Source organism: Microbacterium terricola, assembly GCF_027943945.1.
Classification (GTDB): domain Bacteria; phylum Actinomycetota; class Actinomycetes; order Actinomycetales; family Microbacteriaceae; genus Microbacterium; species Microbacterium terricola.
The window spans coordinates 1,726,610-1,739,468 of sequence record NZ_AP027141.1; the positions used below are offsets into that span (position 1 = coordinate 1,726,610).

Consider the following 12,859-nt stretch of genomic DNA (forward strand, 5'->3'; position numbering starts at 1 on the left):
GCTCCAGGCTACGGCGCGCCGGCCCCCGGAGAGCGGTTGCCGCCCTGTCGGGAATGAGTCTCAGTCGCGTCTCAGAGCTCGGCGAGCAGCGGGGCGAGCGCTGCGAACGCGCGAGCCCTGTGCGACTGCGCGTTCTTCTCCTCCGCGGAGTACTCCGCCACCGTGCGCTCTTCGCCGGCCGGCTGGCCGTCGGGGATGAAGATCGGGTCGTACCCGAACCCGCCGTCGCCGCCCGGCTGGGTCGCGAGGCGACCGGGCCAGTGCCCCTCGACCACGTGGCCCTTGCCGCTCGGGAGCACGAGGGCGATGGTGGAGACGAACTTCGCGGTCCGGTGCGAGTCGTCGATGTCGCTGAGCTGGTCGAGCAGCAGCTCGAGGTTGGCCACCGCATCCTTCTTATGCCCTGCCCAGTAGGCCGAGAACACCCCGGGCGCCCCGCCGAGCACGTCCACGCAGATGCCGCTGTCGTCGGCGAGGGCCGGCAGACCGGTGTGCGCGCACGCCATGCGAGCCTTGATCAGCGCGTTGTCGGCGAACGTGGTGCCGCTCTCGACCGGCTCGGGCCCGTCGTAGCCGACGACCTCGACGTCGGGCCGGTAGGCCGCGACGATCGCGGCGAACTCCTCGACCTTGTGCGGGTTGTGGGTGGCGAGGACGATGCGGCCGGGCACGGCCGTCACTCCGCGGCCAGGGCGGCGAGCTGGTGCGTGCGCAGGTCGGCGCAGCCGGCGACGCCGAGGTCGAGCAGCGCGTCGAGCTCGCGCTTGTCGAACGGCGCGCCCTCGGCGGTGCCCTGCACCTCGACGAACAGGCCACGACCGGTGACGACCACGTTCATGTCGGTCTCGGCGCGGACGTCCTCGACGTAGGCCAGGTCGAGCATGGGCTCGCCGTCGATGATGCCGACCGACACAGCGGCGACCGAGTCGACGAGCGGTGTCGCCTTCTGACCGATGAACTTCTTCTGCCTGCCCCACTCGATCGCGTCGGCCAGAGCCACGTACGCGCCCGTGATGGCCGCTGTGCGGGTGCCGCCGTCGGCCTGCAGCACGTCGCAGTCGATGACGATCGTGTTCTCGCCGAGCGCCTTGGTGTCGACGACCGCGCGCAGGGCGCGGCCGATCAGACGCGAGATCTCGTGCGTGCGTCCACCGATCTTGCCCTTCACGGCCTCACGGTCGTTGCGGCTGTTCGTGGCGCGCGGCAGCATCGCGTACTCGGCGGTGACCCACCCCTTGCCCTTGCCGGTCAGCCAGCGAGGCACGCCGTTCGTGAAGGACGCGGTGCACAGCACCTTGGTGCCGCCGAACGAGATCAGCGCGGATCCCTCGGCATGCGCACTCCAGCCGCGCTCGATCGTGATCTCTCGCAGCTGGTCGGGCGTGCGGCCGTCGGCGCGGGTGGTGTCTGACATGTCTCTCCTGGCGGTGGTGGTCAGCGTGGTGGGCAGTGTTCGTGTCAGCGGTGGGGCAGGTCGATCGCGCCGGTCTGGACGAGTCGGACGGTGCTGACCTCGCGGCCCATCAGGCGATGCGCGAGGCGCAGGAACTCGTCGGCGGAGTCGCCGGTGGCCTCGTAGACGTGCGTGGCGGACGCATCGGGCCCGGCGAGCAGGTCACGCGAGACGAGCTGACGGTACACGTCCTTCGCGGTCTCGGTGTCGCTCGAGACGAGCGAGACGTCCGGCCCCATCACGTAGCTGATCGCGCCCTCGAGGAACGGGTAGTGGGTGCAGCCGAGGACGAGGGTGTCGACCCGGGCGTCGCGCAGTGGCGCGAGGTACTCCTCGGCCACCGCGAGGACTTCGGCCGAATCGGTGATGCCCGCCTCGACGAACTCGACGAAGCGCGGGCACGCCTGTGCGAAGACGGTCAGCCGCTCGTTGACTTCGAGCATGTCCTGGTAGGCGCGCGAGCCGATCGTGCCGGCGGTGCCGATGACGCCGATGCGCCCGTTGCGGGTCGTCGACATCGCGGTGCGGACGGCGGGGCCGATCACTTCGACCACCGGGACGTCGTAGCGCTCACGCGCGTCGCGCAGCATCGCCGCCGACGCGGTGTTGCACGCGATGACGAGCATCTTCACACCCTGGTCGACCAGGGTGTCGAGCACCTCGAGAGCGTACCGGCGCACATCGGCGATGGGCTTGGGCCCGTACGGCGAGTGGGCGGTGTCGCCGATGTAGAGCATCGACTCGCGCGGCAGCTGCGCAGAGATCGCCCGGGCGACGGTGAGCCCACCGACCCCGGAGTCGAAGATGCCGATCGGCGCGTCGTCCACGATCAGCCAGCCTACCCGGCGCAGCGCCCTGGCTAGGCTGACGCCATGACTGCGCGCAGCACCGCCCTGCTGACCGACCGCTACGAGCTCACCATGCTCGACGCCGCCCTGCGCGACGGGACCGCCGAGCGCCGCTGCGTCTTCGAGCTGTTCGGGCGGCGTCTGCCCGGCGCCCGCCGGTTCGGGGTGGTCGCCGGGACGGGCCGGCTCCTCGGACTGCTGGCCGACTTCCGGTTCGGCGATGCCGAGCTGCGCTACCTCCGCGACGAGAAGGTCGTGGACGCGGCGACCCTGGCCTTCCTGGAGGGGTACCGCTTCACCGGCTCGATGACCGGCTACCGCGAGGGCGAGCTGTACTTCCCCGGCTCGCCGATCCTCACCGTCGAGGGGACGTTCGCCGAGGCGGTGATCCTGGAGACGATCGCCCTCAGCATCCTGAACCACGACTCCGCCGTCGCGACCGCCGCCGCCCGGATGAGCATCGCCGCCGGCGACCGACCGCTCGCTGAGATGGGGTCGCGCCGCGCGGGCGAGGACTCCGCGGTGGCCGCGGCGCGTGCCTGCTACATCGCCGGATTCGGGGCGACCAGCAACCTCGAGGCCGGCCGGCGCTGGGGCGTGCCGACGATGGGCACCGCGGCGCACGCCTGGACGCTCCTGCACGACACCGAGGAGGACGCGTTCCGCTCGCAGGTCGAGGCGCTCGGCGTCGGCACGACCCTCCTGGTGGACACGTACGACATCGCGCAGGGCGTCGAGACCGCGATCCGGGTCGCCGGCACCGGACTCGGCGGCGTACGGATCGACTCGGGCGACCTGCCCACCGTCGCGGCTCAGGTGCGCGAGCAGCTGGACGCACTGGGCGCGACCGGGACGAAGATCACCGTCACCAGCGACCTGGACGAGTTCGCGATCGCGGCATTGGCCGCATCCCCCGTCGACGCGTACGGCGTCGGCACGTCGGTCGTCACCGGCTCCGGCACACCCACCGCGGGCATGGTCTACAAGCTCGTCGCACGACAGGATGCTGCGGGCGGCTGGGTCGGCGTGGCGAAGGCGTCAGTGGACAAGAACTCGAAGGGCGGACGCAAGGCGGCGTTCCGCACCCTCGACGCGGGCACTGCCACGAGCGAGCTGATCTCCGTCGCCGACGGGTTCGAGCAGCTCGAGACAGCGCTCTCGCACCCCGATGCGCGGGCGCTGCACGTGCCGCTCGTGGTCGACGGCGAGGTGGACCCGGCTTTCGTCGGCACCGTCGGAGTCGACGCCGCGCGGGCCCACCACGCCCGCGTGCGCGAGGAGCTCCCGGTCACGGCGCTCGCGCTCAGCCGGTCGGACCCCGCCATCCCCACGGTCTACGTGGAGCAGTGACGCGCAGCATCCGCTCGAGAGGACGATCGGCGAACGGAGGAGAATCCGCTCGCGGAGAGTCCTCGGAACGCCGGAAGTCCTCGCGAAGCGGTGGCCGGAGCGGTGAGCTCAGCCGACCATCGAGTCGTAGATCTCCTTGCAGGTGGGGCAGACGGGGAACTTCTCCGGGTCGCGCCCGGGGGTCCACTTCTTGCCGCACAGCGCCCGCACCGGCTTGCCGGTGATCGCGGACTCGAGGATCTTCTCCTTCTTCACGTAATGAGCGAATCGCTCATGGTCACCCGGCTCGATGTTCTCTTCCTGCAGGAGCTCTTCGAGCTCGCGGTCGAGGGTCGCGATGCCGCCCTGGTCGGGGCTGTCGAGGGGGGTGCTCATGGTCAGCCAGTGTAGCCGCCGCCCTGGACGGCGGGGCGGTCTCCACAGCCCGAGGTCACACCGATTCGGCGAACTCCATGATGCGACCGCCGCTGCGGGAGAACACCAGCGCGCCGATCGTGATGCCCACGATCAGCACGCCGGCGCCGGTGCCGATGCCCGCCCAGAACGCCAGATCGGCGGCCTCCGCGTCGCCGCCGAGCCCGAGCCACGCCCACCACAGGACGGGCGCGCACAGGACGACCGAGCCGAGCATCACGAGCGCCTGCGCAGACGCGCCGGACGAGCCGTAGCGCTGCGGCTGCTGGAACGGGCTCTCCCCCGGAGGTGAGACGGCGTACGGCGCCACGACCGACGAGATCGACGAGAGCCCGAGCGCCGTCCCGAACAGCGCGGCGCACACGCCGACCATGGCGGGGAGCAGCGCCCAGCGCCCGTGGATCGACATCGCCACCGGGATGGCGATCGCGAGGACCGGCACCCCGATCAGCAGGATCGGGACCAGCCGGCCGATCCGATCGGCGAAGCCGCGCACGCCGGCCGACACGTGCATCCAGACGGCCGTGGAGTCGTAGGCGAGGTCGTTGTGGGGCAGCCAGCCGAGGAACAGCGCCATGAACGGCACCGGGATGAGCGCGACCGTCTGCACGGGGACGCCGACGATGAGCAGGGGCACGATCGTCAGCGCCGCGGTGATCGGCACGACCACGACGTTCACGAGGTACCGGCGGTCGCGCAGCCAGTACATCAGGCTGCGAGCGGCGATGGCGCCGCCCGGCGTGCCCGGTGCGACCGTGAACCAGCCGAGCCCGCCGCGCTCGCGGCTGGTGCGGGGCCGCTCGGTCGTGGTGAGCAGGACGCGGACGAGGAGGAGCCACAGCATCCCGAGCCCGATCAGCGAGGCGATCGCGACCAGGACGGGCAGAGCCACATCACCCGCCGTGGCGACGGCACCCGGGATCGCCCAGGCGGCGCCCACGGGGGTCAGGGCGAGCACGTCCACCGCGGCGGAGAGCTGCGTCGGGACCGAGCCCCGCCAATCGAGCGAGGCGAGGAACACGCCCACCGGCACCACCACGACCAGGATCGTCAGGGCGAACAGTCCGGACAGCTCGCGGGAGCGGCGCTCGCGCAGGAACAGCGAGGTGAGGGCCATGCAGACCCTGGCCAGCAGCACGCAGGTCGCCAGGGCGAGCAGGATGCTGATGCCGCCGACAGCGCCGGCGACGCCGTGCTCTCCCCACACCACGGCGACCGTGATCCCGAGTGCGGCGACGGCGAGCACAGGCACGCTCACGAAGCCGGCGAGGGCGAGGATGCCGGCGAGCGGCGTCGGGGAGGCGCCGAGCACCGCGAATCTGCGGGGATCGAGCGGATCCTCGACGCCGGCGACCAGGGGGGCGAGCGCGAAGCCGAGCGTGAGCGCGGAGCCGCCGAGCACGGTCACCGCCTGCATGACATCGGCGTCCGAGTCACCGAGCGTGACGACCGCCCAGCAGCCTGCCGCGGTTGCCGCGATCAGCAGGAGCAGCCCGACGACGGTGCGGACGACGTGCCTGCGGTCGCCGCGCAGCGCGCCGACCAGCAGCGCGAGTCTCAGCCGGAGAACGTGTGCAGCCACTCGAGGCCCTCCACGTCGCTGAGCCCGCCGGCCAGTTCGACGAAGCGCTGCTCGAGGGTCAGCTCGCCGCGGACCTCCTCGATCGTGCCCTCGGCGAGCACCTGGCCCGCGACGATCACGGCGACCCGGCTGCACACCCGCTCGACCAGGTCCATGCCGTGGCTGGAGAGGATCACGGTCCCGCCGTGCGCGACGTACGTGGAGAGGATGTCGAGGATGATCTGGCTCGACACCGGGTCGACCGCCTCGAAGGGCTCGTCGAGCACGAGCACGCGCGGCGAGTGGATCAGCGCCCCGGCCAGCATGATCTTCTTCAGCATGCCCGCCGAGTAGTCCGACACGACGCGGCCCAGCGCATCGGCGAAGTCGAACGCCCGCGCCAGGTCGGTCGTGCGGCTCTCGACCACGGCAGGACGCAGCCCGCGCAGCACGCCGTAGTAGTAGAGCAGCTGGCGGCCGGTGAGCCGGTCGAAGGTGCGCAGCCGATCGGGCAGCACGCCCATCATGCGCTTCGCCCGCGCGGATCCGGATGCTGCGTCGACACCGTTGACGGTGATCGTCCCGCGATCGGGGCGGAGCAGTCCCGCGATCATCGACAGCGTCGTGGTCTTGCCTGCGCCGTTCGGCCCGACCAGACCGTAGAAGGTGCCGGCGGGCACCGTGAGGTCGATGCCGTCGACCGCCCGTGTCTCCCCGAACACCTTCGTGATGCCGCGGAGCGTCAGCGCAGGTTCGCCGTGCTCGGGCGCCGGCGCGCTGAGGACGTCGGCGAGCGTGTCCGGGGCGTCCGGCTCGTGCTCCGTCGACAGCTCGGGCTCCGGCTCCGAGTCGGGCTCAGGCTCGGGCTCGGGCTCCGGCTCAGGCGCGGGCTCAGGAGTCTGCTCGGGCTCCGGCTCGGGCTCAGGCAGCGCGGGTGACTCCGGCAGCGGAGGGCGTGGCGGGATCGGAGGCGGCGGCATCGGCGGGATGGCGATATCGGCGGTGGAGACCGACGGCAGCGGCTGTGCGATGCCGGAGGCCGGTGCAGATGCGGCGGGGGGACGCTTGGCCGCCGGCGGCTTCGCTGCCGGCTTGGCTGCCGGCTTGGGCGTGGGCTTGCCCGTGACTGCGGGCTTGGGCGTCGTCTTGGCGGCTGGTTTCCTCGGGGCGCGCCGCTTCGCGGCGGGCGCCTTCGGCGCGGGCGGGAGCGTCACGATCGGCGCCTCGCCCAGAGTCTCCCCCCGGTCCTCCCCGCGGTTCTCCCCGACGCGCTCCACCAGACCGTCCGGGTCGTCCTGGACGGGCTCGTTCGGCACCGGGAGAGAAGTCATCGATCCAAAGTATCAAGCCGCTCGCGAACCAGGCCAGACTGAGGGGTGCGTCGGCGTAGACGTGAGACTTTTGTCACGAAAAGGCAACGTCGGAGGGCGATTCTGGGCGTTCCCAGGTGCGCTCGCTAGCATGGACCCGGCACAAGGGAGTGTCCTGCCGGTGAACGCACCGCGACTTTCTCACACTCCAGGAGCAGATACTTGACCATTCAGACCGTCATCCTCGCCGCAGGCATGGGCTCACGTCTCGGACGCAGCCTGCCGAAGCCCCTGACCGAACTCGGCGACGGCCGCAGCATCATGCAGCAGCAGCACGACAACATCCGGGCGGCCTTCGGCACGGAGGCGAAGATCACGACGGTCGTCGGCTACCGCGCAGAGACGATCGTGGAAGCCTTCCCCGCCGTCCAGTACGTCTACAACGACCGGTACGACCAGACCAACACGTCCAAGAGCCTGCTCCGCGCGCTGACGAAGACCGGCAAGTCCGGCGTCCTGTGGATGAACGGCGACGTCGTCTTCGACCCGCGCGTGCTCGGTCGGGCGATCGAGCTGATCGAGCGCGACCAGTCGTTCGTCACCGTCAACACCTCGAAGGTCAGCGACGAAGAGGTCAAGTACACCGTCGACGCCGAGGGCTTCATCAACGCCCTCTCGAAGACCGTGAAGGGCGGCATCGGCGAGGCCGTCGGCATCAACTACATCTCTTCGGCCGACAAGCGCGCGTTCGTGCGCCAGCTCAGCCGCGTCGACGACCAGGACTACTTCGAGCGCGGGCTGGAGCTGGCGATCGCCGAGGACGGCATCGTGCTCGAGCCCCTCGACATCTCGGACCTGTACGCCGTCGAGGTCGACTTCGCCGAGGATCTCGAGCGCGCGAACCTCTTCGTCTGATCCGAGTCAACCCCCAGCTGGTCTCCGGGTTCTCACGCATAGGATCGGCGTGATGAGCGAGAAGGTGCACAGCATCCACTCCCTCCCGGGCGACTCGCCCTGGGCGGGCGGGCTGCCGCCGGTCGGGTCCGACGAGCATCCCCTCACCGTGCGCGCGCTCGACAGGGTGCTGGCCATCCAGCGTCCGGTCGTCGTGGCGCACCTGCGCAGCATCCGTCTGCGCCATCCGCAGGCCTCCAGCGCGGAGATCATCCGCATCCTCGAGCGTCGCTACCTGACCGCCGTGACGACGGGTGGCGCGGCCGTGGGTGCCACCGCCGTCGTGCCGGGGATCGGCACCGGCGTGACGCTGGCGCTCAGCGGTGTCGAGACGCTCGCGTTCCTCGAGTCCACCACGCTGTTCGCGCAGTCGGTCGCGGAGGTGCACGGGATCGCGGTCGGCGACCCCGATCGCGCGCGTGCGCTCGTGATGACGCTGATGCTGGGCAGGGAGGGCGTCGACCTCGTCGCCCAGCTCGGCCGGCAGGCCAGCGGAACGGGACCGGGGCGCGACAGGTACTGGGGCGAGCTGGTCACCAAGACACTCCCCCGCGCTGCCGTCGGTCCGCTCGTCGACCAGCTCAAGTCGTCGTTCGTTCGGCAGTTCGCGGCCAAGGGCGGTGCGTCCTTCCTCGGCAAGGCACTGCCGTTCGGTGTGGGAGCGGCCGTCGGCGGTGCCGGCAACAACATCCTCGGCCGTCGTGTGCTCGTCAACTCCCGTCGCGCGTTCGGGGTGCCGCCGCTCGCCCTGCCGGTCGATCTCGAGCCTCGTCCGGGAGCCGCACCCGTGGAGCGCGTCGCGCTCTGGCGCGTGCGGCGCATCGGAGGGGCGATCGCGGGCGGCGTCACCCGCGGCACTGCCGCGATCGGCGGCGCCGCGAAGAAGGTCGGAGGCCGATAGGGATGGGACTGTTCACACAGCGGCCGGAGGAGCCGACCGAATGGGCCGGCCTGCCCTCGGAGCCGCTGCGGCCGAGATCGCTCGCCGATCAGCTGCCGGAGGCACCCGATGACGATGCCCTGGGGCTCGTCACCGGCGATGCCGTCCAGTCGATCTCGATCCCGCTGCCCGCGCCGGCGAACCCACCCTCTGCAGAGGCCTCCGACGGTGATGCCGGCGAGGGTGACGGCGGCGCGCCCGGCGAATAGCACGCCGCACCCCGGGAGCCCTACGCTCGGAGCATGGACAGCACGCTCGCGTGCCTGGCGGCATGGATGCCCCGGCAACGGTGGTACGCGGCCAAGGGGCGTCCGCCCAGCCTGCGGCTGATCTCCTGGTGGGACTTCCCCGCCGACGACCAGGACGCCCGCGTGCGCACGTATCTCGTCGCCGATGAGGGCGCACTCCCGGTCGTGCTGTACCAGGTTCCCGTGGTGGCACGTCCGACCACGACCGTCACCGCATCCGGCGCCCACGTCATCGGCAGCCCGGAGCCGGGCACCACCTTCATCGACGGCCCGCACGACCCGGCCTATGTGGGCGCCCTGATGGGCCTCGTCCTCGGAGGAGGGACGGTGTCCGGCCCGCATGCCACCGCAACCGGGCATCCCCTCGTCGCCGCCGACGACGACGAGGGGCCGGTCTCGGCCCACGTCCTGAACGGCGAGCAGTCGAACACCTCGCTCATCGCACCGGCCACCGCGTCGCGCCCCGCCGTGATCTGCAAGATCTTCCGCCAGGTGAATCAGGGCCGCAACCCGGACATCGAGCTGCAGACGGCACTCGCGGGTGCGGGTTCTCCGCACATCGCGCCGGCGGTCGGCTGGGTCGAGGGGACGTGGCTCGACCCCGGTGCCGCGCAGCAGACGGTCGGCGGGTCACTGGCGTTCGCGCAGCGGTTCTTCTCGGGAGTCGAGGATGCGTGGCGGGTAGCCCTCCGCGCTGCGGCGGACGGGACGCCGTTCGACCGGGAGGCCCACGCCCTGGGACGCGCAACCGCGGACGTGCATCTCTCGCTCGCGCACCTGTTCCCCACCCGGCCCGCCGAGCCCCGCGACGTCGACGGGTTCGCCGAGACCTGGCGCCGCCGGCTCTCCATCGCCCTCGCCGAGGTCCCCGCGATCGCCGAGCGGCGCACCGCGATCGAGGCGGTGTACGCGCGCGCATCCTCCGCCCGGCCGACGCTGCAGCGCATCCACGGCGACTACCACCTCGGCCAGGTGCTGCACACCGAGAACGGCTGGGTGCTCCTCGACTTCGAGGGCGAGCCGATGCGGCCGATCCGCGAGCGGGTGCGCCCCGATGCCGCGCTCCGCGACGTCGCCGGGATGCTGCGCTCGTTCGATTACGTCGCCGGCTCGATCCGGCTCGACGACCCCGCGAGACCGGCCGCCGCAGTGCGTGCCTGGGTCGACGCGGCGCGGGCCGCCTTCCTCGCGGGCTATGCCGAAGCCACCGGCGACCCGCTCGATGCCGACGACCCGCTGCTGGCGGCTCTGGAGCTCGACAAGGCCGTGTACGAGGCGATCTACGAAGCGCGCAACCGGCCCACGTGGGTCACGATCCCGCTGCGGGCGATCGGACGCCTCGCGGCCACCCACCCGGCGTGACCGCGGCCGGCCTCAGTCGTCGAGCTCCGCCTCTTCCGGCTCGGGGATGTCGAGGTCGTCGTCGGCCGACTCGGCATGCCAGTGCTCCCAGCGCGTCATGAGCTCGCCGATCGCGGCGTGGAAGCGCGCCGTCGCCGCACCGGGTGCGGTGTCGCCGAAGTAGTGCTGGACCCACTGCTCGAGACGCGCGACGGCGTCGGGGTCGTCGAGCACTCGATGCCCCTCCGCCACGATCTGTCCGGCCGCCGCGGCGTCCAGCCACTCGCAGGCGGACAGGTAGCCGTGCGTGTCGACGATCGCCTCGGGATCGGCGGGGCGGGTCACGAGAAGCGGCTTGTCGGCGGCCAGGCGGTCGTAGACCATCGCGGAGATGTCGACGACCGCGAGGTCAGCCGCCGCGAGCTGCCAGCCGAGCTCCGGGCCGTCGTCGAACACGTGGTGGGCGGCGGGATCGGCCGTGTTCGCGGCGGCGAGCGCCGCGATGATGCGGGCGTTGGCGGCCCCGTACTCGGCGTTGACGACCCCGGATCGCGGGTGCGGCCGGTAGATCACCCGGTGCTCCCCGGTGGCGAGCAGCGCCGCGACCAGCGCCTCGCCGTGGGTGAGGATCGAGCCGTAGTGCGCGGAAGGCCGGTCGCCCTCCCAGGTCGGCGCGTACAGGACGACGGTGCGGGCGTCGGGAGTGTAGGGAAGCGTGCCCGAGTAGTGGTCGGCCTGGGGGCGGCCGATCTGGAGCGTGCGACGGTCGAGGTCGTAGTCCCACAGCACCCGCTGCAGGCGCTCGCGGGCGGCGTCGCCGGCGATGAACGCGTAGTCGTACGCCTTGTACTGGTTGGTGGTCATGTACATCTTGTCGGACTCGCCGTGGTTGATGAACACGTGCCAGCGGCGTCCGTAGCGGAACATCTGGAAGTTGCGCGTGTTCTGATTCACGTACAGGACGACCCGGATGTCCTGCGTGGCGATGTAGTCCTCGAGGTCCCGGACGGTGGGGACGAAGGCGACGGGCAGACCGGACTCGCGCAGCAGCGACCGTGCGCCGGTGGCGGCACGGCTGAGGATCACGACGGGCCAGGTCTTCGCGAGCTCGGCGAGCGGCTTGTACCACTGGCGCATCTGGTACATGTTCACCTCGCCGTCGGCGAAGTACACCGCGACCCGGAAGTGCCCGGCCGGATGCGGGGGCGTCGAGGCGACCGTGCGACGCACGCCGGCGACCGCCGACCGAGTGGCGAGCGCCTTGCGCAGCAGAGCCGCTGCCTTCTTCGCGTCACCTATCGCATCCACCACCTCAGCCTACCGAGGGTGCGCCATGGCATGATCGACGGGTGCAGGTCGAGCCCGGGAGCCGAGACGCGCCGGTCGTCTCCGACACCGCGGGCGTGAGCTTCGTCATGCCGGTGCTGAACGAGCGCGCATACCTCCAGCGGGCGGTGGAGACCGTGCTCGCGCAGCGCTTCGACGGTCCGCGGGAGCTCATCCTCGCCCTCGGCCCGTCCACCGACGGCACCACCGAGCTCGCGCGAACGCTCGCCGACGGCGACGACCGGATCCGGCTCGTCGACAACCCGGCCGCGGACATCCCGATCGGGCTCAACCTCGCCATCCGCGCGTCGTCCTTCCCGACCATCGTCCGCGTCGACGCCCACAGCGAGCTCGACCCCGAGTACACGCGCACCGCGCTCGCGACCCTCGCCCGCGAGCGCGCGGCCAACGTCGGCGGAGTGATGCGCGCCGACGGTCGCACGCCGTTCCAGCGAGCCGTCGCGCGAGCGTACAACTCCCGCATCGGTCTCGGCGGCGGCGCCTATCACGGCGCCACCCACGCGGGCGAGGCGGAGTCCGCCTACCTCGGGGTGTTCCGGCGCGCCGTGCTGGACGAGGTCGGTCTGTTCGACGAGACGATCCGCCGCGGCGAGGACTGGGAGCTGAACCTGCGCATCCGCGCGGCCGGCTACCGCGTCTGGTTCGACCCCTCGCTCGCCGTCACGTACTGGCCCCGCGAGAGCTGGCCTCAGCTGGCCAGGCAGTTCGTCGCGACCGGCCAGTGGCGGGGCGAGCTGGTGCGACGTTTCGGGCGCCGCAACTCGGTCCGCTTCTTCGCCCCGCCCGCGCTGGTGCTGTCGCTCGCGCTGAGTCTCGTGGTCTGGCTGCTCCGCGCGACGGGTGTGCTGCGCGGCGGGTGGGCGGTCGCCGCATCCGTCGTCTTCCTGCCGGTGATCGCCTACGTGGCGCTGATCATCGCGGTCGCCCTCGGGCGCGGCGGCGGCAGCGGCTGGCGCGACCGCCTGTGGACGCTGGCCGTGCTGCCCACGATGCATCTTGCCTGGGGGTCGGGGTTCATCCGCGGCACGCTGCGCGGTGCGCGGGACACGGTCGACACCTCGCGGCTGGCGCGGAACACGCCGCTGCCCTGAGG

Annotated in this window: 13 protein-coding genes; 6 read left to right on the forward strand and 7 right to left on the reverse strand. The window is 71.7% G+C overall.

Features of this window, described 5'->3' with window-relative positions; all coding sequences use genetic code 11:
* Positions 1–71: 71 nt before the first annotated feature.
* From rdgB to murI, 3 genes are read right to left on the reverse strand one after another with little or no spacing between them, the layout of a single operon-like run.
* Entirely contained in the window at positions 72–671 is a 600-nt protein-coding gene (gene rdgB / locus Microterr_RS08160) for an RdgB/HAM1 family non-canonical purine NTP pyrophosphatase (RefSeq protein ID WP_263798462.1), read from the reverse strand.
* A gap of 5 nt (positions 672–676) precedes the next feature.
* A complete protein-coding gene (gene rph, locus Microterr_RS08165; protein ID WP_263798461.1) occupies positions 677–1,414 on the reverse strand; it encodes a ribonuclease PH in 738 nt (245 codons plus the stop codon).
* Between the two features lie 44 nt (positions 1,415–1,458).
* Complete coding sequence (murI, locus tag Microterr_RS08170) at positions 1,459–2,280, reverse strand: glutamate racemase (RefSeq protein WP_263798460.1); 822 nt, start codon at positions 2,278–2,280, stop codon at positions 1,459–1,461.
* A gap of 45 nt (positions 2,281–2,325) precedes the next feature.
* Here murI and Microterr_RS08175 point away from each other — a divergent pair, with 45 nt between their 5' ends.
* Positions 2,326–3,651, forward strand: a complete 1,326-nt coding sequence (locus tag Microterr_RS08175; protein WP_263798459.1) for a nicotinate phosphoribosyltransferase — start codon at positions 2,326–2,328, stop codon at positions 3,649–3,651.
* 108 nt (positions 3,652–3,759) lie between these two features.
* Here Microterr_RS08175 and Microterr_RS08180 read toward each other — a convergent pair whose 3' ends face one another.
* From Microterr_RS08180 to Microterr_RS15490, 3 genes are read right to left on the reverse strand one after another with little or no spacing between them, the layout of a single operon-like run.
* Positions 3,760–4,026 (reverse strand): DUF3039 domain-containing protein, encoded by a 267-nt coding sequence (locus Microterr_RS08180; protein WP_263798458.1) that lies wholly within the window; start codon positions 4,024–4,026, stop codon positions 3,760–3,762.
* A gap of 55 nt (positions 4,027–4,081) precedes the next feature.
* A complete protein-coding gene (locus tag Microterr_RS08185) occupies positions 4,082–5,647 on the reverse strand; it encodes a hypothetical protein (protein ID WP_263798457.1) in 1,566 nt (521 codons plus the stop codon).
* A complete protein-coding gene (locus Microterr_RS15490) occupies positions 5,623–6,957 on the reverse strand; it encodes an ABC transporter ATP-binding protein (protein WP_318528827.1) in 1,335 nt (444 codons plus the stop codon). The genes Microterr_RS08185 and Microterr_RS15490 overlap by 25 nt, the downstream gene beginning before the upstream one ends.
* Before the next feature lie 201 nt (positions 6,958–7,158).
* On the opposite strand from Microterr_RS15490, the gene Microterr_RS08195 reads away from it, so the two are divergent.
* From Microterr_RS08195 to Microterr_RS08210, 4 genes are read left to right on the forward strand one after another with little or no spacing between them, the layout of a single operon-like run.
* On the forward strand, positions 7,159–7,851 hold the full coding sequence (locus Microterr_RS08195) for a phosphocholine cytidylyltransferase family protein (protein WP_263798456.1): 693 nt from the start codon (positions 7,159–7,161) through the stop codon (positions 7,849–7,851).
* A 52-nt stretch (positions 7,852–7,903) separates the two neighbouring features.
* Positions 7,904–8,791, forward strand: a complete 888-nt coding sequence (locus Microterr_RS08200) for a hypothetical protein (RefSeq protein WP_263798455.1) — start codon at positions 7,904–7,906, stop codon at positions 8,789–8,791.
* A gap of 2 nt (positions 8,792–8,793) precedes the next feature.
* Entirely contained in the window at positions 8,794–9,039 is a 246-nt protein-coding gene (locus Microterr_RS08205; RefSeq protein WP_263798454.1) for a hypothetical protein, read from the forward strand.
* A 33-nt stretch (positions 9,040–9,072) separates the two neighbouring features.
* Positions 9,073–10,440, forward strand: coding sequence for a maltokinase N-terminal cap-like domain-containing protein (locus Microterr_RS08210; RefSeq protein WP_263798453.1), 1,368 nt, complete (start codon positions 9,073–9,075; stop codon positions 10,438–10,440).
* Between the two features lie 12 nt (positions 10,441–10,452).
* Here the strand turns inward: Microterr_RS08210 and Microterr_RS08215 are convergent, their stop codons facing one another.
* The gene (locus tag Microterr_RS08215) at positions 10,453–11,727 is read right to left on the reverse strand and encodes a CDP-glycerol glycerophosphotransferase family protein (RefSeq protein ID WP_263798452.1); all 1,275 of its coding nucleotides are present in this window, start codon (positions 11,725–11,727) and stop codon (positions 10,453–10,455) included.
* A gap of 107 nt (positions 11,728–11,834) precedes the next feature.
* Between Microterr_RS08215 and Microterr_RS08220 the strand changes: the two genes are divergently transcribed.
* The gene (locus Microterr_RS08220) at positions 11,835–12,857 is read left to right on the forward strand and encodes a glycosyltransferase family 2 protein (protein ID WP_263798799.1); all 1,023 of its coding nucleotides are present in this window, start codon (positions 11,835–11,837) and stop codon (positions 12,855–12,857) included.
* Positions 12,858–12,859: the final 2 nt, after the last annotated feature.

What these genes read in the sequence shown, in the direction of transcription:
- Microterr_RS15490 (WP_318528827.1), bottom strand. Translation starts at nt 6,957, where the DNA reads ATGACTTCTCTCCCGGTGCCGAACGAGCCCGTCCAGGACGACCCGGAC.
- rph (WP_263798461.1), bottom strand. Translation starts at nt 1,414, where the DNA reads ATGTCAGACACCACCCGCGCCGACGGCCGCACGCCCGACCAGCTGCGA.
- Microterr_RS08220 (WP_263798799.1), top strand. Translation starts at nt 11,835, where the DNA reads ATGCCGGTGCTGAACGAGCGCGCATACCTCCAGCGGGCGGTGGAGACC.
- Microterr_RS08205 (WP_263798454.1), top strand. Translation starts at nt 8,794, where the DNA reads ATGGGACTGTTCACACAGCGGCCGGAGGAGCCGACCGAATGGGCCGGC.
- Microterr_RS08210 (WP_263798453.1), top strand. Translation starts at nt 9,073, where the DNA reads ATGGACAGCACGCTCGCGTGCCTGGCGGCATGGATGCCCCGGCAACGG.
- Microterr_RS08175 (WP_263798459.1), top strand. Translation starts at nt 2,326, where the DNA reads ATGACTGCGCGCAGCACCGCCCTGCTGACCGACCGCTACGAGCTCACC.
- Microterr_RS08200 (WP_263798455.1), top strand. Translation starts at nt 7,904, where the DNA reads ATGAGCGAGAAGGTGCACAGCATCCACTCCCTCCCGGGCGACTCGCCC.
- Microterr_RS08180 (WP_263798458.1), bottom strand. Translation starts at nt 4,026, where the DNA reads ATGAGCACCCCCCTCGACAGCCCCGACCAGGGCGGCATCGCGACCCTC.